Origin of the sequence: Clostridioides sp. ES-S-0048-02 (genome assembly GCF_020658495.1) — a bacterium.
In the GTDB taxonomy this organism is placed as follows: Bacteria; Bacillota; Clostridia; order Peptostreptococcales; family Peptostreptococcaceae; genus Clostridioides.
Window position 1 is genome coordinate 85,774 of record NZ_JACVWH010000006.1, and the last position, 24,059, is coordinate 109,832.

Annotated in this window: 21 protein-coding genes; 19 read left to right on the forward strand and 2 right to left on the reverse strand. The window is 27.5% G+C overall.

All coding sequences use genetic code 11. From position 1 onward, the window contains the following. The first annotated feature begins 42 nt into the window (after nt 1–42). From cooS to IC173_RS10120, 3 genes are read left to right on the forward strand one after another with little or no spacing between them, the layout of a single operon-like run. Complete coding sequence (cooS, locus tag IC173_RS10110) at nt 43–1,944, forward strand: anaerobic carbon-monoxide dehydrogenase catalytic subunit (RefSeq protein ID WP_227434598.1); 1,902 nt, start codon at nt 43–45, stop codon at nt 1,942–1,944. Continuing rightward, nucleotides 1,937–2,410, forward strand: a complete 474-nt coding sequence (locus IC173_RS10115) for a 4Fe-4S dicluster domain-containing protein (RefSeq protein ID WP_227434599.1) — start codon at nt 1,937–1,939, stop codon at nt 2,408–2,410. Before cooS ends, IC173_RS10115 begins: the two co-directional genes overlap by 8 nt. Next, entirely contained in the window at nt 2,385–3,611 is a 1,227-nt protein-coding gene (locus IC173_RS10120; RefSeq protein WP_227434600.1) for an NAD(P)/FAD-dependent oxidoreductase, read from the forward strand. The genes IC173_RS10115 and IC173_RS10120 overlap by 26 nt, the downstream gene beginning before the upstream one ends. Nucleotides 3,612–3,754: 143 nt before the next feature. Here IC173_RS10120 and IC173_RS10125 read toward each other — a convergent pair whose 3' ends face one another. After that, a complete protein-coding gene (locus IC173_RS10125; protein WP_227434601.1) occupies nt 3,755–4,942 on the reverse strand; it encodes an SAM-dependent methyltransferase in 1,188 nt (395 codons plus the stop codon). Nucleotides 4,943–5,212: 270 nt separating this feature from the next. Here IC173_RS10125 and IC173_RS10130 point away from each other — a divergent pair, with 270 nt between their 5' ends. The 12 genes from IC173_RS10130 to IC173_RS10185 all read left to right on the forward strand — a co-directional run bounded on the left by IC173_RS10130 (nt 5,213) and on the right by IC173_RS10185 (nt 18,542). Beyond that, nucleotides 5,213–6,037 (forward strand): ATP-binding protein, encoded by an 825-nt coding sequence (locus IC173_RS10130; RefSeq protein WP_227483537.1) that lies wholly within the window; start codon nt 5,213–5,215, stop codon nt 6,035–6,037. Between the two features lie 127 nt (nt 6,038–6,164). Then, nucleotides 6,165–7,430, forward strand: a complete 1,266-nt coding sequence (gluD, locus tag IC173_RS10135) for a Glu/Leu/Phe/Val family dehydrogenase (protein WP_227434603.1) — start codon at nt 6,165–6,167, stop codon at nt 7,428–7,430. Nucleotides 7,431–8,004: 574 nt separating this feature from the next. Then, nucleotides 8,005–9,135: a M56 family metallopeptidase gene (locus IC173_RS10140; protein ID WP_227855494.1), complete on the forward strand. Its 1,131-nt coding sequence runs from the start codon at nt 8,005–8,007 to the stop codon at nt 9,133–9,135. Nucleotides 9,136–9,664: 529 nt separating this feature from the next. Next, on the forward strand, nt 9,665–10,795 hold the full coding sequence (locus tag IC173_RS10145; protein WP_227855495.1) for a M56 family metallopeptidase: 1,131 nt from the start codon (nt 9,665–9,667) through the stop codon (nt 10,793–10,795). A 440-nt stretch (nt 10,796–11,235) separates the two neighbouring features. Continuing rightward, nucleotides 11,236–12,264, forward strand: a complete 1,029-nt coding sequence (locus IC173_RS10150; RefSeq protein ID WP_227483535.1) for an NlpC/P60 family protein — start codon at nt 11,236–11,238, stop codon at nt 12,262–12,264. Between the two features lie 291 nt (nt 12,265–12,555). Beyond that, on the forward strand, nt 12,556–13,476 hold the full coding sequence (gene pyrB / locus IC173_RS10155) for an aspartate carbamoyltransferase (RefSeq protein ID WP_227434607.1): 921 nt from the start codon (nt 12,556–12,558) through the stop codon (nt 13,474–13,476). 40 nt (nt 13,477–13,516) lie between these two features. Continuing rightward, entirely contained in the window at nt 13,517–14,209 is a 693-nt protein-coding gene (locus IC173_RS10160; RefSeq protein WP_227434608.1) for a dihydroorotate dehydrogenase electron transfer subunit, read from the forward strand. Continuing rightward, nucleotides 14,202–15,104 carry a dihydroorotate dehydrogenase gene (locus IC173_RS10165; protein ID WP_227855496.1) on the forward strand — a complete coding sequence of 301 codons (903 nt, stop codon included), beginning with the start codon at nt 14,202–14,204 and terminating at the stop codon, nt 15,102–15,104. Before IC173_RS10160 ends, IC173_RS10165 begins: the two co-directional genes overlap by 8 nt. Before the next feature lie 93 nt (nt 15,105–15,197). Then, entirely contained in the window at nt 15,198–15,782 is a 585-nt protein-coding gene (gene pyrE, locus IC173_RS10170) for an orotate phosphoribosyltransferase (RefSeq protein WP_227434610.1), read from the forward strand. A gap of 219 nt (nt 15,783–16,001) precedes the next feature. Further along, entirely contained in the window at nt 16,002–16,928 is a 927-nt protein-coding gene (locus tag IC173_RS10175; protein ID WP_227434611.1) for a ketopantoate reductase family protein, read from the forward strand. A gap of 87 nt (nt 16,929–17,015) precedes the next feature. Further along, nucleotides 17,016–17,435 (forward strand): hypothetical protein, encoded by a 420-nt coding sequence (locus IC173_RS10180; protein ID WP_227855497.1) that lies wholly within the window; start codon nt 17,016–17,018, stop codon nt 17,433–17,435. Nucleotides 17,436–17,807: 372 nt separating this feature from the next. Continuing rightward, nucleotides 17,808–18,542 carry an MBL fold metallo-hydrolase gene (locus tag IC173_RS10185; protein WP_227434613.1) on the forward strand — a complete coding sequence of 245 codons (735 nt, stop codon included), beginning with the start codon at nt 17,808–17,810 and terminating at the stop codon, nt 18,540–18,542. A 236-nt stretch (nt 18,543–18,778) separates the two neighbouring features. Here the strand turns inward: IC173_RS10185 and IC173_RS10190 are convergent, their stop codons facing one another. Then, a complete protein-coding gene (locus IC173_RS10190; RefSeq protein ID WP_227855498.1) occupies nt 18,779–19,675 on the reverse strand; it encodes a LysR family transcriptional regulator in 897 nt (298 codons plus the stop codon). Nucleotides 19,676–19,865: 190 nt separating this feature from the next. On the opposite strand from IC173_RS10190, the gene IC173_RS10195 reads away from it, so the two are divergent. From IC173_RS10195 to groES, 4 genes are all read left to right on the forward strand, one after another. Further along, nucleotides 19,866–20,897 (forward strand): YeiH family protein, encoded by a 1,032-nt coding sequence (locus IC173_RS10195; RefSeq protein WP_227434615.1) that lies wholly within the window; start codon nt 19,866–19,868, stop codon nt 20,895–20,897. 293 nt (nt 20,898–21,190) lie between these two features. Then, nucleotides 21,191–22,066: a DNA glycosylase gene (locus tag IC173_RS10200; RefSeq protein WP_227434616.1), complete on the forward strand. Its 876-nt coding sequence runs from the start codon at nt 21,191–21,193 to the stop codon at nt 22,064–22,066. Between the two features lie 19 nt (nt 22,067–22,085). Next, the gene (gene cls / locus IC173_RS10205) at nt 22,086–23,576 is read left to right on the forward strand and encodes a cardiolipin synthase (RefSeq protein ID WP_227855499.1); all 1,491 of its coding nucleotides are present in this window, start codon (nt 22,086–22,088) and stop codon (nt 23,574–23,576) included. Nucleotides 23,577–23,768: 192 nt separating this feature from the next. Then, nucleotides 23,769–24,053 (forward strand): co-chaperone GroES, encoded by a 285-nt coding sequence (gene groES / locus IC173_RS10210; RefSeq protein ID WP_227434618.1) that lies wholly within the window; start codon nt 23,769–23,771, stop codon nt 24,051–24,053. Nucleotides 24,054–24,059 lie beyond the last annotated feature (6 nt).

Here is a 24,059-nt window from a genome sequence, read left to right on the forward strand (position 1 = left end):
AAATCTACTTTTTTAATATAAAAATATAAGGGGGAATTTGTAATGGCTTGTAACACTTGTAAAATGTGCGAAAGTGCGGACAAGAAATTAGAAAGTTTTGTAGCTTCAAAGGATGTTGAAACAGCATTTCATAGAACAGAAGATCAAAAGGTTAAATGTGGTTTTGGACTTCAAGGAGTCTGTTGTAGACTCTGTTCAAATGGACCATGTAGAGTAACTCCAAAATCACCAAGAGGTGTATGTGGAGCAGATGCAGATACTATAGTAGCAAGAAACTTTTTAAGAGCAGTAGCATCAGGAGCAGCTTGTTATTTACATGTGGTAGAAAATACAGCTAAGAATTTAAAAAATGTTGGAATAACTAAAGGTGTTATTAAGGGAGAAAAAACATTAAATCAATTAGCAGAGATGTTTGGAATAGAAAGTGATGAAAAATACGATAAATGTATAAAAGTAGCTGATAAAGTTATAAATGATTTATATAAATCAAGAGATGACAAGATGGAATTAGTAGAAAAAATAGCTTATGCACCTAGAGTAAAAAAATGGAAAGAGTTAGGCATAATGCCTGGTGGTGCAAAATCAGAAGTATTTGATGCAATAGTAAAATCATCAACAAACTTAAACAGTGACCCAGTAGACATGTTAGTTAACTGTTTAAATTTAGGAATATCAACAGGGTTATATGGTCTTACTCTAACGAATCTTTTAAATGATGTTATGTTAGGAGAACCAGTTATAAGAATGGCTCCTGTAGGATTTAATGTAATAGATCCAGACTACATAAATATAATGATAACAGGTCATCAACATTCAACATTTGCAAATTTCCAAGATAGATTAAAAGATGAAGATGTTATAAAGTTAGCTCAATCTGTTGGGGCAAAAGGATTTAAGTTAGTAGGATGTACATGTGTTGGTCAAGACTTACAATTAAGAGGAGAACATTATCAAGAAGTATTTGCTGGTCATGCGGGTAATAACTTTACAAGTGAAGCTGTTTTATCAACTGGAGCAATAGATATAGTTCTTTCTGAATTTAACTGTACTATACCTGGACTTGAGCCAATAGCAGATAAGTATAAAGTAAAAATGGTTTGCTTAGATGATGTTGCTAAAAAAGCAAATGCAGAATATATAGAATTAGATAGAAGTAATTTAGATGAACTTAGTAATTCATTAATACAAAAATCACTAGAATCTTATAAGGAGAGAAGAGGAAGTGTTGAAATAGATATACCAAAAGACCATGGATTTGAGCAGTCTTTAACTGGTGTAAGTGAAAAGAATTTAAAAGCATTTTTAGGAGATTCATGGAAACCTCTTATTAATTTAATTGCAGAAGGAAAAATTAAAGGGGTTGCAGCTGTTGTAGGATGTTCAAATATGACAGCAGGAGGTCATGATATAAATACTGTTGAATTGACTAAGGAGTTAATTAAAAAAGATATTATAGTACTTTCAGCAGGATGTTCTACTGGAGGATTAGAAAATGTTGGTCTTATGTCACCTGGAGCAGAAGAATTAGCAGGGGAAAACTTAAAAGAAGTATGTAAGACTTTAGGAATACCACCAGTATTAAATTTCGGGCCATGTTTAGCTATAGGTAGACTTGAAATAGTAGCAACAGAGTTAGCGGCTGAGCTTGGAATAGATTTACCACAATTACCATTAGTGCTTTCAGCTCCACAATGGTTGGAAGAACAAGCATTAGCTGATGGAGCTTTTGGACTTGCTCTTGGTTTACCTCTTCATTTAGCATTACCTCCATTTATAACAGGAGGAAAGTTAGTAACAGAGGTATTAACAGAAAAATTAAAAGACTTAACAGGAGGACATGTTATAGTGAATCCAGATCCTAAATCTTCAGCTGATCAATTAGAACAAATAATAATAGACAGAAGAAAAAATTTAGGGTTAAAGGATGTGGAATGTAATGCATAGAATTTTTATAAATAAAGATTTATGTACAGGCTGTAAAAGTTGTGTATTAGCTTGTATGTTAAAGCATAATAAAGATTATAACATGTATACTCTTGATTTAGAAAATGTAGATAATGATAGTAGAGGGCATATAGAACTAGATAGCAAACATAATAATCCAGTTCCAATTCTTTGCAGACACTGTGATGAGCCAGAATGTGCTTTAGCATGTATGAGTGGTGCAATGCATAAAGATAGTCAGAGTGGAATCGTTTCATATGATGAAGAAAAATGTGGTTCATGTTATATGTGTGTAATGTCTTGTCCATATGGATTATTAAAACCAGATGATAGAAGCAAGCAAAACATACTTAAATGTGATTTATGTAAAGATGAAGAATATCCTAGATGTGTAGCTAATTGTCCAAGTGGTGCAATTGAATTACAGAAGGAGGAAAATGATGAATTATGTAGTGTTAGGGGCTAGTGCTGCTGGTATAAATGCAGCAAAAACATTGAGAGAATTAGATAAAGATTCTAATATAGTGGTAATTTCTAAAGATGAAAATATATACTCAAGATGTATGCTACATCATGTTATATCTGAACACAGAACTTTAAAGCAAATAAACTTTGTTGATGAAGACTTTATGGAGAAAAACAACATAAACTGGATTTCAGGTAAAACGGTTAAAGGAATAGATACAGATAAAAAACTAGTTCAAATGGAAGACATCGCTGTAAATTATGATAAGCTTTTAATAGCTACAGGTGCATCTTCTGCTATTCCTCCTATAAAGAATTTAAGAGAAGGAAATTTTGTATACTCTGTAAGAAACATAGATGATATTTATAAAATAAAAGAGAAGGCAGAAAAATCAAAGAAAGTTGTTATAATAGGGGCAGGATTAGTTGGAATAGATGCTTTAATTGGTCTATTTAAATATGAACAGCTGGATATTTCAGTGGCCTTTATGGAAAAATATATTCTAGATAGACAATTAGATGAATATACAGCATCAGTATACGAAAATAAATTTAAAGAAAAAGGCGTAAAATTTTATCCAAGTGCATCAATACAAGAAATTGTTTTAGATGATAGTAAAGATGTTAAAGGTGTTGCATTTTCAAATGGAGAAATTCTTGATGCAGACATGGTAATCGTAGCTACAGGAGTGAAACCTAATGCTGACTTTTTAGATGAAACAGGAATAGAATATGATAGAGGCATAATAATAGATGATAGATGCCAAACAACGCAAAAAGATATCTATGCAGCAGGGGATGTTGTAGGTAAAAATGCTATCTGGCCTATAGCTGTAAAACAAGGAATTATAGCTGCACACAATATGGTTGGAAAAGATAAAAAGGTAGAAGATGAATTTGCTTTTAAAAATAGTATGAATTTTATGGATATACCAACCATTTCTATAGGCATGAATACACCTGTAGATGATAGTTATAAAGTATTAACTAGACATGGAAATGATTGTTATAAAAAGTTTATTTTTAAAGATAATATAATCTATGGAGCAGTTATACAAGGAGATATTTCATATGTAGGTGTATTAACTTATTTGATAAAAAATAAGGTTGAAATATCTGATTTAGAAAATAGGATATTTGATGTGTGTTATGCAGACTTCTTTAACATAAAAGAAAATGGAGAGTTTTGTTATAGTGTATAATACATAGCTGAATAGAAGCTTATAAAGAATATAATAAATAGAGCTATTTTAATATAGAGAATTTTTACTTTATAAAAATCTTTACTTAAAGATAGCTCTATTTTTATAATTAAGTTCAAAATTTGATTAATTTATAAAAATATCTATTTTGAACAAGAATACATGTAATCTCTAGTTAGAGGTAAATCATTTTTTATGCCTTTAGTGAAAAGTATTTGATGTATATCTATAATGCCAGTATTAAAAGCAGCAGCACAAGAACAAAGATATAAATCCCACATTCTTATAAATTTATCATCAAACATTTCTTTAATCTTAGGAAGATTATCATAGAAATTTTCATGCCAAGATAATAAAGTTTTTACATAATGTAATCTTAAACTTTCAACATCTATAGTATGATAGTTATAATCGCTACAAATATGTATCATTTCTCTTAAGCTAGGGATAACTCCACCTGGGAAAATATATTTTTTTATCCAAGGGTCTCCATAAGATTCTTTTAAGCCACTTATATAGTGAAGCAAAAATAATCCACTATCTTTTAGGACAGCATTTACATTTTTAATAAAAAGTTCATAGTTTTCTCTGCCAACATGTTCAAGCATACCAACGCTAACAACTCTATCAAATGTAAGGTTTGATTCTTTAAGTTCTCGATAGTCCATAAGTTTTACTTCAAGGTAATCTTGAAGATTCTCTTCTTTAATTCTAGTATTAAACTCTTTAAATTGTTCTTCGCTAAGTGTAATTCCCACACCATGAATTTTATATTTTTTTGCAGCTTCTATTAATAGAAATCCCCATCCACAACCAATATCAAGAAGACTCATACCTTCTTCTAAATTTAGTTTAGTTAATATGTGATGAACTTTATTAACCTGAGCCTCGTAAAGATTATCATTATCATCTTTAAAATATGCACAAGAATAACTAAGTGTTTTGTCTAGCCATAAACTATAAAAATCATTTCCAATGTCATAATGAGCGTGTATTTCCTTCTTTTGATGTCTCATCGAATTAGATGAATGTAGCAAATGTTTTACAGCTGAGTTATCAATACTAAATTTGTCTATTTGTTTTAGAAGTAGATTTAAGGTTAAAAATAAATCTCCTTCAATTTCAATGTCTCTATTTATATAGGCCTCTCCAAGTGCTAAAGATGTACTTTTTAATAATTCAGATTTGCTAATATCATTATTTACAATAACTTTAAATTGAGGAGAGCTATCTCCAACTAGAAATTCTTCCCCGTCTTTAAGCCTAACTAGAAATGGTGTTTCATTAAATTTTTCTAAATAGTCTTTTAAAAAATTTTTTGTAATGTTCATATTACCAGCTCCTTTTAATGTAAATCCAGTAAGTTTTCCTTGCTTTAAAGTATATTATATTCCTTTTTTTTAAAAAGTAAAATTTTTTTTGTTGATTTTTCGTTGAATCAACTTTTTACTTTATAAAGGAATCTTATCTTTTAGTATTTTATTTATTTTATAAATTTTAGTATTGGATATAATATTCAATTAGTAGTGATATAATAACTTTAATTAATAATAAAGTTTTGAAGCAATTAGTCTGAAACTATTTAATAAAGGAGATATCAAATGGAAGTATATGCTTTAGTTGGGTCAAGTGGTACAGGAAAAAGTTATAAGGCACTAGAGTTTGCATATGAAAATGACATAGATTATATAATTGATGATGGTATTTTAATATATAGAAATAAAGTTTTAGAAGGTATATCAGCAAAACAAGCAAAGACTACTGTTGAGGCAGTTAAAAGAGCTATTTTTTATAATTTAGAACATCGGCAGAAGGTTAGAGAGGTAATAGAGAAGGAAAATATAAATAAGATTCTTGTTATAGGAACTTCAAAAAAAATGATTAATCAGATTGTAGATAGATTATCAATCGGAAAAGTTTATAAATTTATAAATATTCAAGATATAAGTACTAAATATGAAATAGAAATAGCAAAACAATCTAGAAAAGAAGGAAATCATGTAATTCCTGTTCCAGCAGTTGAAATAAAAAATATGACAAGTGGTCTTAGTATAAATCCATTAAAAAGGCTTTTTAGAAAAGGAAATAATATAAATATGGTCGTTTTAGAAAAGACAATTATAAGACCTACTTTTAGTTATATTGGCAAAGTTTATATTGATGCAGATGTAATTAAACAAATAATTGAATATGAAGTGTACAACTTTGGAAGCATTGATAGAATAAATAAAATCAATATAGAGAATTGCAATAATTTTATGAATATTTTTGTAAGTATAAATATCAATGATTTAGAAATTATAAAAAAAATTGAAAGTATGCAACAGATAATAAAAAAGTCTATTGAGAGAATGACTTTAGTTAATGTACAAAAAATAGATATTAACATTCATAAAATTAAAAAAATAAACTTCCTCCCATGTTAAAAAATAAACTGAAAAAATGATATACTAATTTGCAATAAAGTGTGCTATAATTAAACTGTAAATTTAGGAAATGGTTTTTCTAAATGGAGTATACATAATTATAACGTATTTATAAGGGGGCTTTCAAATGTCAGGAAAAGATGTAAATGTCTTCGAGATGGCGCAATCTCAAGTAAAAAATGCATGTGATAAATTAGGTATGGAACCAGCAGTTTATGAATTATTAAAAGAACCTATGAGAGTTATTGAGGTTTCAATTCCAGTAAAAATGGATGACGGTTCTATAAAAACTTTTAAAGGATTTAGATCACAACATAATGATGCAGTAGGGCCAACAAAAGGTGGAATAAGATTCCATCCAAATGTTTCAAGAGACGAAGTAAAAGCTTTATCTATATGGATGACTTTCAAATGTTCTGTAACAGGTATACCATATGGTGGAGGTAAAGGTGGAATAATAGTAGATCCATCAACTTTATCTCAAGGTGAATTAGAAAGATTAAGTAGAGGATACATAGATGGAATATATAAATTAATAGGTGAAAAAGTTGACGTTCCTGCACCAGACGTAAACACTAATGGACAAATAATGTCTTGGATGGTTGATGAATATAATAAATTAACTGGACAAAGTGCTATAGGTGTTTTAACTGGTAAACCAGTTGAATTTGGTGGTTCTTTAGGAAGAACAGCTGCTACTGGATTTGGTGTTGCTGTAACTGCAAGAGAAGCTGCTGCTAAATTAGGAATAGATATGAAAAAAGCTAAATTAGCTGTTCAAGGTATAGGAAACGTTGGTTCTTACACAGTTCTTAACTGTGAAAAACTTGGTGGTACTGTTGTAGCTATGGCTGAATGGTGTAAATCAGAAGGTTCTTATGCTATATACAATGAAAATGGTTTAGATGGTCAAGCTATGTTAGATCATATGAAAGAGCATGGTAACTTATTAAACTTCCCAGGAGCTAAGAGAATATCTTTAGAAGAGTTCTGGGCTTCAGATGTTGATATAGTAATCCCAGCTGCATTAGAAAACTCTATAACTAAAGAAGTTGCTGAATCTATAAAAGCTAAATTAGTTTGTGAAGCTGCTAATGGACCAACTACTCCAGAAGCTGATGAAGTATTTGCTGAAAGAGGAATAGTTCTTACTCCAGACATATTAACTAATGCTGGTGGAGTTACAGTTTCTTACTTCGAGTGGGTACAAAACTTATATGGATACTACTGGTCAGAAGAAGAAGTAGAGCAAAAAGAAGAAGTAGCTATGGTTAAAGCATTTGAATCTATTTGGAAAATCAAAGAAGAGTACAATGTTACAATGAGAGAAGCTGCTTATATGCATTCAATTAAGAGAGTTGCTGAAGCTATGAAATTAAGAGGATGGTACTAGAATTTACTCTTAATAAATAATAGGATATAATTATTTAATATATAAAAAGGGCTGTACTATGTACAGTCCTTAAAAGTTATATGACTCAAAGTGATTTGGGTCATTTTTTATTTTGTAGAACATATTAATGTAACTTATGAAAAAAATTAAATACAATTAGAAGCAATAAAACTAAAGTTGATGCAATTAAAATTATTTACTTTCAAAACATTTACAATGTAATATTAATGGGTTTTAGATAGAGTCTATATTTATGACTTAAACTAATTCTTGTCAATTGACGTGCTAATTATGAATAAGCTATAATTAAATAAAAATAGTTTTATAAACTTAATTGAAAAAATATTAAATAAAAATAAATATATTTCTAAAATAAATATGATTTAAATAAAAGAGGTTTTGTAAAGGAAATCAAAAACTAGTTTAACTTTAGTTAAATCTCCATGTTTATATATAATCAATACACATTGAAGTAAGATGGACATTTATTATTACATAAAAAGTCATAGAAAGAACTTAGAGAGCTAATTAAATTCAAATACAAAATACTAATAAATAAGTTAGGTGAAAATATATGGTTAATTCAATTCTAAATGGTATTTTTAGAACTGTTATAGTAAGTAGTTTAAGTATTCTTCTGATATTGATTTTCAAGAAAAATGTATTTAAAAGATTTAGTAAAAAATTTAATTATTACATATGGATGATAGTTGTTATTAAGCTGTTATTGCCCTTTACATACTATACCTTTACAATAAACATCTTGAGAAGCAAAGAAAATATCAATATTAATAATATTAATTTAGAGGGATTCAATAATATTTCAACTTTAAAGAATAGCATCTTATTGTATGCTTGGCTTATAACTGTAGTAATATATTTAATTTATAATATCTTTAAATACATAAAACTTAAAAACTTAATAAATGATTTATCCTATGATGTTGAGGATGAAGAAGTAATAAATCTTTATAAAGATATATTAAAAGAATTTAATATAACAAAAGATATAAAATTAAAATATTCTTATGAAGTTGAAACACCAGCATTTTTTGATTCATGTGTACTTTTACCACCACATGACTATAAGCTAAAAGAACTTGATTGGATTTTTAGGCATGAACTTATGCATTTCAGGAGTAAAGACCTTTGTCTAAAGTATGTAATGATATTTTTGAAAATAGTATATTGGTTTAATCCATTTGTATATATAATGGACAAACATATAGATTTAGATTGTGAACTTTATTGTGATGAAAGAGTTTTAAAGAATCGTAGTGAAGAAGAAAAACAAGATTATGCTCTAACAATTATAAATGCAATGAGAAGAGGTTCAAACATTTCAAATAAATTTGTGGCTGGATTACATAAACAATCTGATATTAGAAAAAGAGTAATGAATATGTTTAATGAAAAATATAAAAATGGTATTCTAATGGCATTAACTTTATGCTTATTATCTTCTATTACTTTTTTAAAGCTTAGTTCAACCAGTATTGTTAATTTAAATGTATTACCTAAAAATATGGAAGAAACACAAATTATTGGTAGTACAGTAGTTTTAACTTTACCATTTACATATGCAGATGCTCCTGAAAAAGTTAGAGAAAGATATAAAAAAAATTGTGAAGCATTGGGCATGATTCCTAAAGATTCTGATATTATAGATATCCCCATACAATATAATGATGTATTAATGAAATAGTTAAATTGTCTAGAGTTATCAATCAAATCTTCTTATAGATGCTCAATTATGATATGGGTATAGGAATTTATCCATATCAAATAATAAAATATAATTATTTAAGGTATAAAAAAGTTGTATTGTGTACAACCATTAAAAATTAGATGAATCAAAATTATTTAAGCCATTTTTCATCTGTTATTTATAATATTATGATACAACATCAAAAATAAAATTTGTAGATAATTATTTTAATTAACTAATGAAAATTGTGAGCTAATTATTGCTAAGTTATAATTAAACAAAGATTATTTATTATTATAACTTATGATAATTCAAAACAATAAGAAATAGATATATTAAAGAGTAAAGAATATCTAATAAAAACAAGAAATAATATATATTTAATATAATATTAAATGTATATAAATATTAAAATAATTTTATTAAATAAACATTTAAATTGAAAATTTAAAAACATTTTATGAAAAATTTAACAAATAATTAAACTTAAATATAAAATATTAAAAAATAAGATGGGTGAGAATTAATGACTAACTTAATTCTAAATGGGATTTTTAGAACTACTATAGTAAGTAGCTTAAGTGTTTTTCTGATATTGGTTTTTAAGAAAAATGTATTCAAAAGATTTAGTAAAAAATTTAATTATTACATATGGATGATAATAGTTATTAAGCTGTTGTTACCTTTTACATACTATACCTTTACAATAAATATCTTGAGAAGCAAAGAAAATATCAATATTAATAACATAAATTTAGAAGGCTTTAATAATGTTTCAAATTTAAAGAATAATATTTTTTTATATACTTGGCTTATAACTGTAGTAATATATTTAATTTATACTATATTTAAATACCTAAAACTTAAAAATTTAATAAATGATTTATCTTATGATGTTGAGGATAAAGAAATAATAAATCTTTATAAAGATATATTAAAAGAATTTGATATAACAAAAGATATAAAATTAAAATATTCTTATGAAGTTGAAACACCAGCATTTTTTGATTCATGTGTACTTTTACCACCACATGACTATAAGCTAAAAGAACTTGATTGGATTTTTAGGCATGAACTTATGCATTTCAGGAGTAAAGACCTTTGTCTAAAGTATGTAATGATATTTTTGAAAATAGTATATTGGTTTAATCCATTTGTATATATAATGGACAAACATATAGATTTAGATTGTGAACTTTATTGTGATGAAAGAGTTTTAAAGAATCGTAGTGAAGAAGAAAAACAAGATTATGCTCTAACAATTATAAATGCAATGAGAAGAGGTTCAAACATTTCAAATAAATTTGTGGCTGGATTACATAAACAATCTGATATTAGAAAAAGAGTAATGAATATGTTTAATGAAAAATATAAAAATGGTATTTTGATGGCATTAATTTTATGTTTATTATCTTCTATTACTTTTTTAAAGGTCAATTCAACTAGTATTACTAATTTAAATGTATTACCTGAAGAAGTATACTATTCAGAAACTACTAATAGAGCAATCATTGGATTTGTATCATTTACATATGCAGATGCTCCTGAAAAGGTTAGAAAAGAGCATAAAGAAAACTGTGAGAATTTAGGGAAGATTCCAAAAGATTCTGATAAAATAGAAGTTCATATAAAATTCTATAATAAATTAAAACCATAATCAAATTTAAAACAAATTATAATCAAAAAGTCACTTTTATATAAGTGACTTTTTACTTAGAATAAGTTAAAAAATTCACTATATTTCTAACTTTATAGAAGTTTTATTAAAAAATATACGATGCATAAAAACGCACAAAAAAACACATAAAACAATATTTATGCGTACTTTAGCTTCAAAAGGTACAAAATTCTTTACTTTTACAAACTCATATTATATAATGAAGTAAATAATGTATATTTAGGTGACATATTGGATAAACTAATTAATTATTATTTATTAATATAATGATACTATAAAAGTTATATAAAGAGGTTTACAAAAAAGTTACAGATAGAGCTTTTATTAATGTATTGTGTATTAGTATTTTATCCTTAGGTACTCTTCACCTACAAAATAGAATCATAAGATAATTATGGGAAAATTTTAGGAGGTTTATCGTGAAGAAAAAGATATTAATACCAGTATTTGCATCAGTTATGGCATTATCAGTAAGTTCAATTGTAAATGCAGATGAAATAAATGATTCATCTCAAAATAAAGATGATAAAACAAATACTGAATTAAATTTAGGCGAATATAAAGAAGTAAAATATAAAGTTGCAAGAATAAAAGATGGAGTAGCTATAAAGATAAGAGAAGAAGGTCAAGTTCAAAATATAGCTTATTCTGGAGATGAATTTACAGTTCTAGGAATTCAAGGAGAATGGGTTAAAGTTAAAGTTGAAGATGGCGAAGGTTGGTTAGCTACTAGATATGTAGATATATCTGAAGGGGTAGGATACACTAACGCTGATAAAGTAAACTTAAGAAAAGATAAAAGTGAAAATTCAGAAGTAATTGGAGAACTAGAAAAAGGAAGCTCTTTATTGGTTTTAGAGGAAAATGGAGATTGGTTGAAAGTTAAAGATGGAGAAACAGAAGGATATGTAAAATCATCTTATGTAACTGATAAAGCTCCAGTAATAGAAGAACCGCAAGTAGATCAAAATGTTACTCAAAATGGAGATTCTACAAACACAAATAACACTCAACAAAACAACACAAATAATAATCAACAAAATAATAATTCAAATGTGCCAACAGCTAACTCTAATGCAGTTCAAGCTGTACTTAATTTGGCTTATTCTAAGCAAGGTTGCCCATATGTTTGGGGAGCAGAAGGGCCAAATACTTTTGACTGTTCAGGATTTACACAATATGTGTACAGAAATGCAGTAGGAAAGAAGATACCAAGAACATCTAAGGCACAATCTAATTATGGACAAACTGTAAGTAAGGCAAATTTACAGCCAGGAGACTTAGTATTCTTTACAACTAATGGTTCTGGTTCTGTTAGTCATGTTGGTATATATGTAGGTGGAGGTAATATGATACATTCACCATCAACAGGAAAAACAGTTCGTGTAACTAGTATAAATTCAGCATACTATACAGCGAGATTTGTTACAGCAAAAAGAATCTTATAATCTATTTGTACTATAACAAATTGATAAATACATAAATACAAATGCTCTATATTATATTTAATTTAATCAGGAAATATAAAATGATTATATGTTAAATGCAATATAGAGTGTTTTTGTATTATCTTAAATTTTGATGTGGATTTATATTAATATTACTATTAAATAGTATTCTTTCCAGATAATGATTATTTGCGCAATACCTTGACAGGATAAGGTAAAGGTGATAAGCTACTAACAGTACAAAAATACTTTTAATTTTAGTTCAGAGAGGCTAAAAAAGGAGGACGAAAGATGTTAAAATCAAGAAATTTAATCCAACCAGAAGACTTTTCTATAGAAGAAATAGATGAAATATTAGAATTAGCTCAAAAAATAATTGACAATCCGTCAAAATATTCTCATATATGTGAAGGTAAACTATTAGCTACATTATTTTATGAACCATCAACAAGAACAAGATTAAGTTTTGAATCTGCTATGAACAGACTAGGAGGTCGTGTCGTAGGTTTTTCAGAGCCAAATTCATCATCTGCATCAAAGGGTGAAACTTTAGGTGATACGATGAGGATAGTATCTAGTTATGTTGATATAATAGCTATGAGACACCCTCAATCAGGTGCAGCTACAGAAGCATCAAAATTTACAGAAGTACCATTTATAAATGCAGGAGATGGCGGAAATCAGCATCCAACCCAAACACTTACAGATTTACTTACTATAAAATCATTAAAAGGAACTTTAGAAAATCACACAATAGGATTATGTGGTGATTTAAAATATGGAAGAACTGTACATTCTTTAGTTAAGGCTATGGCGAGATACAAAAATACTAAGTTTGTATTTATAGCACCTGAAGAACTAAAAATGCCAGACTATATAAAAGAAGCTATAAAGGGACATGCTTACTATGAAACTAATAATTTAGATGATGTTATAGGAAGTTTGGATGTTTTATATATGACTAGAATTCAACAAGAAAGATTTGAAGATAAATCAGAATACGAAAGACTAAAAAACTATTATATTTTAAATAAAGCTAAATTAGAAAAAGCATCTGAAAGTATGTTAGTAATGCATCCACTACCAAGAGTAAATGAAATAGATGTTGATGTAGATACAGATGATAGAGCTGTTTATTTTAAGCAAGCTAAATATGGAATGTTCGTTAGAATGGCATTAATAATAAAGCTTCTAGGTGTAAATGAAGGTTAGTAGTTACATTATATAATAGTGAAGTAAAGGAGATTTTGGGATGTATAAAATTCTAGAAAATATATACATAGGTGAAGATATGTATAGAATGAAAGTAAAAGGCGCTTTTGAAGGTAAGATGGGGCAATTTTATATGCTAAGAGCATGGGATACTTATCCAGTCCTTTCAAGACCTATAAGTATACATGATATAGATGAAGAAGGTATAACTTTTCTTTATAAAGTAGTAGGAGAAGGAACTCAAATTATTAGTAATCTAAAAGTAAACGATACTATAAAACTAGAGGGTCCTTATGGAAATGGATATAGTAAAGTTGATGGAAAAGTAGCTCTAGTAGGTGGTGGAATCGGTATAGCACCATTATATTTAGTTGCTAAAAACATAAAAGACTGCGATGCTTATCTTGGATTTAGAGAAGATGTTATATTAGAAAATGAATATAGAGAAGTTTGCAATGAGGTATATACAACAGTAGGAAATAAGTTTGTAACAGACATAATTGATGTAGAAAAATATGACTATATATTAACATGTGGGCCAACTCCAATGATGGAAAAATTGGTTAAAATGGTAGAAGGTACTAAAACAAGGATTATGGTGTCACTTGAAAATCATATGGCATGTGGAGTAGGAGCGTGTTTAGTATGTACATGTAAGACTACTAAAGGAAATAAAAAAACTTGCAAAGACGGTCCAGTATTTTGGGGAGAGGACGTGATTTTTAATGGCTAATTTAAACGTAAAATTTGGAAATATTGATTTTAAAAATCCAGTAATAATGGCGTCTGGGACTTTTGGATTTGGAAGAGAATATAATGAAATTTATGATATACAAAAACTTGGTGGTATAAGTAGTAAAGGTCTTACTTTAAATAAAAAACCTGGTAACAATGGTATGAGAGTTCATGAGACACCATCAGGTATGATGAACAGTGTTGGACTTGAAAATCCTGGAGTTCAAGGATTTATAGACAGTGAACTTCCTTTCTTCAGTGAGTTAGATTTAGTTAGAATTGCTAATGTTGGAGGTGGAACATTAGAAGATTATCTACTTGGGGTTAAGCTGTTAAATGATAAACCTATAGATATTATTGAATTGAACATATCTTGTCCAAATGTCAAAGCAGGAGGAATGGCTTTTGGTATAAAAAATGAAGTGGCAAGAGAAGTTGTTCGTGAGGTAAGAAACGCAACTAAACTACCTCTAGTAATAAAATTATCACCTAATGCTGAAGATATTGTGGGTATGGCAAAAGTTTGTGAAGAAGAAGGTGCTGATGGAGTATCTTTAGTTAATACTTTTAAAGCAATGTCAATTGATATAAAAAATAGAAAGCCAGTATTTGAAAATGTATATGCTGGATTATCTGGACCAGCTATAAAGCCTATAGCTCTTAGAATGGTACATGAAGTTTGTAAAAATGTAAATATACCAGTAATGGGAATGGGTGGAATAACTAAAGCTACAGATGCGATAGAATTTATAATGGCAGGAGCTACTTGTATTCAAGTTGGAACTGCAAATTTCATGAATCCTAAAATTGGGCTTGAGATAATAGATGGAATCAATGAATTTATGGATAGAGAAGGAATAAAGAATTTAGAAGAAATAAGAGGAATTATATAGGTTACAGGTATGACAAATAAGTACAATTAAAGCAAAGAATATAAATTAAAATAAATATAATTTTATAATATTTAACATGGAGGAAAAAATAATATGAGTAAAGTAGATGTAGTAGATATATTAAAGAAAAGTGATGCATTATTAGAAGGACATTTTTTATTATCTTCAGGAAAGCACAGTAACAGATATGTGCAATGTGCAAAGCTATTAAGATTTCCAGAGTATGCAGCTGAGGTATTAAATACAGTTGTTGAACAAATAAAAGATTTAGATATAGACTTAGTAGTTGGTCCAGCTATGGGTGGAGTAGTAGTTTCTTATGAGCTAGGAAGACAATTAGGAAAAGAAGCTATATTCACTGAGAGAAAAGATAATACAATGGAGTTAAGAAGAGGATTTGAAGTTAAAAAAGGTGCAAAGATAATAATTGCTGAAGATGTTGTTACTACTGGTAAGTCAACTATGGAAACAAAAAGAGTATTAGAAGCGTTAGGTGGCGAAGTTATAGGTGTCGCTTGTATAGCTGATAGAACTAATCATGACATAGGTATGCCTATATATAGTGCAATAAAACTTGATATTCAAGTTTATGAAGCTGATGAATGTCCTTTATGTAAAGAAGGAAAATTACCAGTTGTTAAACCTGGAAGTAGAGAATTTAAAGAATTAGGAATGTAATAACCAATTAATTAAATTTAACATTATTTTAGTAAATACAAATTTTTTTACTAAATAAATATCAATTTAAATATATAAATAAGATATAATAAACAGCTAGCTTTCATTTAAAAAGCTAGCTGTTTTTTGTTAAAAATATATTTACAAAACAGTAGCTGGTAGCAGTACAATATAATTATAAGATAAAAAATTATTATATATATTGGGGAGGGTTTCGGTATGAGTAATCAATTAAAGAAAAATCAAAAAAAGGTTGTATTTTTTGGTGTTGGTGCTGTTGGAGCTACCTTTGCAGAACAATTTTTAAATTCTAAATATGATTTTAAAATTCTTTGTGACCAAAAAAGAAAAAAAAGATATTTAGAAGAGGGTTTTATAATAAATGGAAAAAGATATGACTTCGATTATATAACTAAAGATGAATATAAACAAGAAGCTGATTTTATAATTATAGGTTTAAAATATAATAACCTAAAAGAAAATATAGAAGAGTTAGATGGATTAGTTGGAAAAGATACAGTACTAATGTCTTTACTAAATGGAGTTAATAGTGAAGAGATAATAGGAGAAAGATTTGGAATTGAAAAAATGGTATATTCATATGTAACAAATATAGATGCAAAAAAAATAGAAAATAATATTATACATACTACAGATGGAATAATTGTATTTGGAAATAAAGATAATAGTGAAGATAGAAAAACAGATATAATAACTGAAGTTTTTGATAGTGTAAATATAGAATATGTATTATCAAAAAATATTCAACGAGACATGTGGTGGAAATACATGGTTAATATTGGGGTGAATCAAACTTCAGCTATACTTGGCGCTTCTTATGGAGTATTTCAAGATTCTGAATATCTAAGAGAGTTAGCAAAATCTGCAATGAGAGAAGTGGTTGATATAGCTCGAGTAAAAGGTATATGCCTTACAGAAGATGATGTAGAAAATTCATTACATAGAATACTAGAACATTCAAGAGAAGGTAGAACATCAATGCTTCAGGATGTAGAGGCTCATAGACTTACAGAAGTAGATATGTTCTCTAAGAATATTTGTGAGCTTGGAAGAAAGTATAACATACCAACTCCTATAAATCAGACTTTTTTTTATATGATAAAAGTAATTGAAAGTAGATTTTAGAAAATTTTTAGAAAAAATTGAGGCTGTAAGTAAATCTGTGCAAAACAAATTTATCTACAGCTTTTTTAGTAGACATAATTGGTAAAAATGGAAGCAAACTGTCTTTTAGTAGAGTATCATGAAGCAAAAGTAAAAATCAAAGGTTTTATCAACATGGTTGTGTTCGCAGCTGTTATTCCTTCTTTAGCAAAAGTTTCTTTGACAGATTTAATCAGTCTTTTTGTACCAATTGTAGGTATGTTTGCAGTTTCTATTATTGGTATATTCCTTATGATGAAGGTGCTTCCAGGTTGGAAAATCATTGGTTCTAAACCTCTTGCTTTTGGAGTAGGATTCTGTCAGATGTTAGGATTCCCAACAACATATTTGATTTCAAATGAAGTATGTAATGCTATTGGAGAAACAGAAGAAGAAAGAACATATTTGATGTCTAAAATAATGCCTAAGCTAGTAGTTGGTGGTATGATTTCTATAGTGGTAGCTGGTATTATTGCACCAATGTTATAAATAAATTTTGTAATTGAATAGGAAGTAAGAAAAGGGATAACTATTTATTGAGGATAGGTTACAATATAAAAAGGATTCTAAAAGTCATAAAAGGCTTGTAGAATATTTTTTTATGTTAACTTAAATAATGAATATATCAAATGCGAATTAAAAAATATTTTTAATAGCTACAACTATTGGGATTACTTATTTTTATATTAAATACTATATCATAAAATAACAAAAAAATCAAGTCGAGTAATCTCTCTATTTCAGTGATATACTAGGTTTTAATAGTTTTTGATAAATATAATGTAACTAGAGGACAATCTATGTTTTTTAATTTTTTTGATTAAATTTACCTCTAGTTCAATACTTATAAGGAGAAATATTATGAATTTAAAAAAAGGATTAGATATTTTAGAAATTCCATCAAGTATATTAGGCAAAGATAAAGTTATATATATTCCAGTAATCTATACAGAAGATGAGGTAACTCTTGTTGATACTGGACTTCCAGGTCAAGGAGATTTAATAATTGATGCTCTTAATAATAGTAATACAAGTTTTAATAAATTAAAAAATATAGTAATAACTCACCATGATATAGACCATATAGGAAATATAAAATATTTAAGAGAAAAATCTAAAAATGATATAAAGGTATATGCATACAAAAGTGAAGTCAACTATATAACAGGGGAAGAAACCCCATTTAAACTTTGCATGTTAGAACAAGAAATAGATAGTCTTAATGATAAAATGCTTGATATGTTAAATGCTATGAAATTTGGATTTAAGTCATCATATACTACAGTAGATGTATCTTTAAACAATCATGAAGTTTTAAATTTAAGTGAAGAAGTAGAGGTTATACACACAGGTGGTCATACTAGGGGTCATATATGTCTTTATTTAAAAAAATCTAAAGTACTTATTGCTGGAGATTTATTAGAGATAAAAGATGGTAAACTTAGACCAGTTGATGTAATGCATAGTGATAAGCAAGAATTGATAAAAGCTATTAAAAAATTAAGTAACTATGATATAGAGGAAATAGTTTTTAGTCATGGTGGATTATATAAAAAAAACATAATAGAAACATTAAAAAATATAGTTATTGAATAATGTTACATGATTGAAAATACTATCCAGTTCTTTATGAAAAGTTTATTTAAACAATAATTAAATATGAATAGGAAAGAAACAAAAAATTTATAAATAATTACTTACTTAATATTTTGAGAATAAAAATATTACTGGAATCAGAAATTTCCAGTAATATTGAGTAAGAAAAAATATATTTACACAAATCTATAAACATTCTCAAAAAACTTATAATTTATTGTTAGCTTTAAATTATATTAATCTTTTATGCTATTTAAATTACTAAATACTTTTAACTCTTCAATGAAAATACTTGCTGCTTTTGATAAAGTTATATCTTTTGGAAAGATATATGAAAAATGTCTGTTATAGTTGCTTCCAAGTTCTATGACAGACAGTTCGTTGTTTAAAACAGGTAAGCTTGTTACGAGATTAGATACTATTGTAATTCCTAAATTATTTCTAACTGATTCTTTGACAGCATAATTACTTTCAAAGACCATCATACTTTTTGGAATAATTTCCTTAATGCTTAAAAACATATCTAAATAATCTCTAGTTCCAGAACCGTCTTCTCTAACTATCCATTTTTGATTTTGAAGCTTATCAAAACTAAAATCTTTTAATAAAGGGCTATTATACGGAAGTGCTAAAACCATCTTATCTTCAAAAAAATATTCTTGCATAAATGAGGGAGAAGAACAAGTCCCTTCAATAAGTCCAATATCTAAAATATAATCCTTAACATGAGAAGATACAATGGATGTATTTTCTATGAAAATTTCTACATCTATATCAGGATACTTTTGAGAAAATAGTGCAAGAAAATTAGGAAGAATATATTCTCCAATAGTTAAACTTGCGCCAATCTTTAAACGCCCAGTTATAGCATCTGAAACCTGATTTACATCGTGATATGTAACACTTAAAAGATTTAGTATTTCCTTGGCTCTTTTATATAATATTTGTCCACTTTCTGTAATAAAAATAGTTTTCTGTTTAATAGATCTATTTATAAGTACAACCTTAAAGTAATTTTCTAAGTTTTTAATATGTTTACTTACACTTGGTTGTGATAAATTTAGGTATTCACCAGCTTTGGTGAAGTTTTTATATTCAACAACAGCAACAAATGTTTTTAATTCTTCAAACAATTTTTTACATCTCCTTTGCATAATAAAAATTTTGTATTTTTTATCAGTTACTTACAGATAATTGTAATATATACATTAATCATTAAAATTATTAATCATTACGATATTATATATTTATTTTACTTATGGTTATTACAATTATATACTATTATTGTAAAGAAAACTATATTAATTAGAAGGTAGGTATATTATGTTAAAGAATAAAAGCAGTTTTACATTAAAGAATATAAAAGAAATATTACCTGGGTTGGTTGTATCTGTATTAGTAGGTTATATTAGTATATTTATTTCAACATTAATACCTAAAGTAGGAGCAGCATCAATTTCTATATTTTTAGGTATGTTTGTAGGAAATTTATTTTTAAATCAGAAAGTCTTTCAAAGGGGCTATAAATTTTCAGAAACAGATTTGCTATCATATTCAATAGTATTATTAGGAGCAACCCTTAGTATATCTACTCTAATAGATTTAAAAATTTCAGGTATATTGTTTATAATATTACAAATGACAATAACAATAGTATCAGCACTTTATATAGGTAAAAAGCTAGGTTTTGGTGAAAACTTTAGATTTCTTATGGCAAGTGGGAATGCAGTATGTGGTTCTTCTGCTATAGCAGCAACAGTTCCAGTAGTTAATGCTACAGACAAAGAAAAAGGAATAGCAATAACTATTGTCAATGTTACTGGTATATTTCTTATGTTTTTACTTCCAATAATATCTCAATTCTTATATAGTCATGAGCTTGTAAAAACATCAGCAATGATAGGTGGAACATTACAATCAATTGGTCAAGTTGTGGCAAGTGGAGCTATAGTTGGGGAAAATGTAAAGGATTTAGCAACTATTTTCAAAATAGTGAGAGTAATATTCTTAGTTGTAGTTGTTTTAGTATTTGGACATTTGAAAAATAAGTCTAACAGTGAAATTATTGAAGAAGAAAAAGATGAAATAAAAAAGAAAAAAATAAATATACCATGGTATGTAATTGGTTTTTTCATAACTTGTGCACTTTTTTCAATTAATATTATACCAAAAGAAGTATCTGTATTGTGCAAAGAAATAAGTAATAAATTTGAAATAATAGCACTAGCAGCAATTGGATTAAAAGTTAATGTAAAAGACTTAGTAAGACAAGGTAAAGCAGTTTCTTTATATGGTCTATTTGTAGGAACAATACAAGTTATATCAGCGATAGTTTTGATAAAAATATTTATATAGAATAGAAGTATTGATTATAATATCAATTTACTTAATCAAAATAATATGTTATTAATAACTGATAATATAAATAAAAAATGAATTCTAATAAGTGTAGATGGGTATAAGCTTATTGGAGTTCATTTTTTATTTATAGTGAAAATTTAAAGTAAAATATTATTTTACATAATAATAACATTATAAATTTTGAAATTACTTATCTTTGTGTTAAAATAAGAAAAATGCACATATCACAGTTAAGTATTTAAGTAGATAAATAAAATAAAAATATAAATATTAAGGAGATTTTTTATATGAATGTTTATGAAAAGAATAATGTAGTTATACTAGAAGGAGTAACAGATTTTGATCCAAAACATATATTTGAGTGTGGTCAATGTTTTAGATGGCATAAACAAGAAGATGGCTCATACACAGGAGTTGCAAAAGGTAGAATATTAAATGTAAAAAAAGAAGATGATAAAGTATATTTAAATAATACAAATTTAGAGGAGTTTAATAGCATTTGGTATAATTACTTTGATTTAGGGACTGATTATACAGAAATAAAAAACAATCTAAAAAGTATGGATGAATATTTAAATAAAGCTACTGAATTTGGATGGGGAATAAGAATTTTGAGACAAGATGGATGGGAAATGCTTATATCATTCATAATTTCTTCTAATAATAGAATTCCTATGATACAAAGAGCTATAGAAAACTTATCAAAAAGTTTTGGTAAATACATAGGTGAGTATGAAGGTAAAGAATACTATGCATTTCCAACACCAGAAGAGTTAAATAAAGCCTCACAAGAGGAAATAAGAGCATGTCAAACAGGTTTTAGAGACAAGTACATAAAGAGTACTACACAGGCAGTTATAGAAAATAATGATAAGGTATCTGAATATGTAAATTTAAGTACAGATGATTGTAGAAAAGAGCTTTTAAAATTTAATGGAGTAGGTCCAAAGGTATGTGATTGTATTGCGTTATTTGGTATGCAAAAATATGATTCTTTTCCAGTTGATGTGTGGGTTAAGAGAGTTATGCAAGAGTTCTACATAAATGAAGATATGAGTTTACCTAAAATGAGAACTTATGGGATTGATAAATTTGGAGAAATGTCTGGGTTTGCACAACAATATCTATTTTACTATGCAAGAGAGTTGGGTATAGGAAAATAGACTTAAGGGGGAAGGAATTATGGGAGTGATAGGCACAATATTTCTGTTCTATTTAATTATATCATATCTAGCTGGAGCCATAATTTCTGTAATTATATTACTTGAAAATAGAGATCCTGCAAAAACCATGTCTTGGTTATTGATGTTTATCATATTTCCTGGGATAGGGTTAATTATATATGCTATTTCGGGTAGAAATATTAGAAAACGAAAATTATTTAAAACTCAAAAACTAGCTAATAATATAAAAGAAAAGAAACTTTTTGATACATTAGAAAAGATAACAGAAATTGTTGAACTAGAAAAAGAATCTATAAGGCAAAATAAGCTTTTAAGAGATGAGGAAGATGGTAGCTATAGAAAAAGAGTCATAAGTATGCTACTAAAGACTGGGATGTTTCCATTTACTAAGAACAATAAAGTAGATGTTTTTGTAGATGGAAATGAAAAATTCAAGAGACTTATAGAAGATATAAGAGAAGCTAAAGACCATATTCATTTAGAGTACTTTATAATCAAAGACAGTGAAATAGGTAGGGTGTTAAAAGAAGAGCTTATAAAAAAAGCTAAGGAAGGTATTAAAATAAGAATTTTATATGATGATGTAGGGTGTTGGAGATTTTGGTTTAATAGAAAATTTTTCCGAGAAATGAGAGAAGTAGGTATAGAAATAGCAGCTTTTTTACCTACAAAATTCCCTATAATAGGAGGAAAGTTAAACTATAGGAATCATAGAAAAATTGTTGTTATTGATGGAATAATTGGATATACAGGTGGAATAAATATAGGAGATGAATATTTAGGAAAAAATGAGAAGTTTGGGTATTGGAGAGATACTCATATTAGAATTAAAGGAATTTCTGTATATATGCTTCAAATGACATTTTTGATTGATTGGTACTATACAACAAAAGAGGTTTTAGTTACTAAAAATTACTTTCCAAGTGTCGGAAATGTAGGTGAGAGTATGATACAAGTTGTAGCTAGTGGACCAGATAGTGATTGGGAAGACATTCATTATGCTTATTTTTCTGCTATATGTCAAGCTAAACAAAGTGTTTATATAGAGACTCCATATTTTATTCCAGATGAGAGTCTGCTGAAAGCTATAAAAAGTGCTGCGCTTAGTGGTGTAGATGTAAGAATAATATTTCCTAAAATTGCAGACCACAAAATAGTTAATATAGCATCTTATTCATATTTTGAAGAAATATTAAGAGCAGGTGGTAAAGTTTATTTGTATAAAAAAGGATTTATACATTCCAAAGTCGTAATAATAGATGATAAAATTGCTTCTGCAGGTACAGCAAATATGGACCTAAGAAGTTTCATGCTTAATTTTGAAGTAAATGCTTTTATTTATGATGAAGATGTTATTAAAGTAATGACAGATGATTTCTTTGAAGATTTAAGTCATTGTGAAGAACTTAATTTGGAGGTATTCAAGAACAGAAATATTGTACAAAAAATTAAAGAATCTGTAGCCAGATTGTTTTCACCAATATTATAAAAAATTATTAAAAAAGGTATTGAAAATTATGTGTGATTGGTATATTATAATAGTTGTTAGCACTCTAGTAGATAGAGTGATAATAAATAAAAAGTATATATATAAATCTACATATAAAAGTAGTATTAATTTAAAAATAACTAAAAACATAGGCAAACTAGTCTATACTTAATATTTTAGGAGGCGTGAATAATGAAAATAAGACCATTAGCTGACAGAGTAGTAATTAAAAAAGTGGAAGCAGAAGAAAAAACTGCAAGTGGAATAGTTTTACCAGGAGCAGCTAAAGAGCAACCTCAAATAGCTGAAGTTGTAGAAGTTGGACCAGGTGGAATAGTTGAAGGAAAAGAAGTAAAAATGGAATTAGCAGTTGGAGACAAGGTTATATTCCAAAAATATTCTGGAACAGAAGTTAAAATAGAAGGACAAGAGTATACAATACTAAGACAAAGTGATGTATTAGCTGTTATTGAATAAATATAG

What these genes read in the sequence shown, in the direction of transcription:
- IC173_RS10165 (WP_227855496.1), top strand. Translation starts at nt 14,202, where the DNA reads ATGGCTAATTTAAACGTAAAATTTGGAAATATTGATTTTAAAAATCCA.
- IC173_RS10140 (WP_227855494.1), top strand. Translation starts at nt 8,005, where the DNA reads ATGGTTAATTCAATTCTAAATGGTATTTTTAGAACTGTTATAGTAAGT.
- IC173_RS10120 (WP_227434600.1), top strand. Translation starts at nt 2,385, where the DNA reads ATGAATTATGTAGTGTTAGGGGCTAGTGCTGCTGGTATAAATGCAGCA.
- groES (WP_227434618.1), top strand. Translation starts at nt 23,769, where the DNA reads ATGAAAATAAGACCATTAGCTGACAGAGTAGTAATTAAAAAAGTGGAA.
- cls (WP_227855499.1), top strand. Translation starts at nt 22,086, where the DNA reads ATGGGAGTGATAGGCACAATATTTCTGTTCTATTTAATTATATCATAT.
- IC173_RS10175 (WP_227434611.1), top strand. Translation starts at nt 16,002, where the DNA reads ATGAGTAATCAATTAAAGAAAAATCAAAAAAAGGTTGTATTTTTTGGT.
- cooS (WP_227434598.1), top strand. Translation starts at nt 43, where the DNA reads ATGGCTTGTAACACTTGTAAAATGTGCGAAAGTGCGGACAAGAAATTA.
- gluD (WP_227434603.1), top strand. Translation starts at nt 6,165, where the DNA reads ATGTCAGGAAAAGATGTAAATGTCTTCGAGATGGCGCAATCTCAAGTA.
- IC173_RS10125 (WP_227434601.1), bottom strand. Translation starts at nt 4,942, where the DNA reads ATGAACATTACAAAAAATTTTTTAAAAGACTATTTAGAAAAATTTAAT.
- IC173_RS10200 (WP_227434616.1), top strand. Translation starts at nt 21,191, where the DNA reads ATGAATGTTTATGAAAAGAATAATGTAGTTATACTAGAAGGAGTAACA.
- IC173_RS10130 (WP_227483537.1), top strand. Translation starts at nt 5,213, where the DNA reads ATGGAAGTATATGCTTTAGTTGGGTCAAGTGGTACAGGAAAAAGTTAT.
- IC173_RS10160 (WP_227434608.1), top strand. Translation starts at nt 13,517, where the DNA reads ATGTATAAAATTCTAGAAAATATATACATAGGTGAAGATATGTATAGA.
- IC173_RS10115 (WP_227434599.1), top strand. Translation starts at nt 1,937, where the DNA reads ATGCATAGAATTTTTATAAATAAAGATTTATGTACAGGCTGTAAAAGT.
- pyrB (WP_227434607.1), top strand. Translation starts at nt 12,556, where the DNA reads ATGTTAAAATCAAGAAATTTAATCCAACCAGAAGACTTTTCTATAGAA.
- IC173_RS10145 (WP_227855495.1), top strand. Translation starts at nt 9,665, where the DNA reads ATGACTAACTTAATTCTAAATGGGATTTTTAGAACTACTATAGTAAGT.
- IC173_RS10195 (WP_227434615.1), top strand. Translation starts at nt 19,866, where the DNA reads ATGTTAAAGAATAAAAGCAGTTTTACATTAAAGAATATAAAAGAAATA.
- pyrE (WP_227434610.1), top strand. Translation starts at nt 15,198, where the DNA reads ATGAGTAAAGTAGATGTAGTAGATATATTAAAGAAAAGTGATGCATTA.
- IC173_RS10185 (WP_227434613.1), top strand. Translation starts at nt 17,808, where the DNA reads ATGAATTTAAAAAAAGGATTAGATATTTTAGAAATTCCATCAAGTATA.
- IC173_RS10180 (WP_227855497.1), top strand. Translation starts at nt 17,016, where the DNA reads ATGGAAGCAAACTGTCTTTTAGTAGAGTATCATGAAGCAAAAGTAAAA.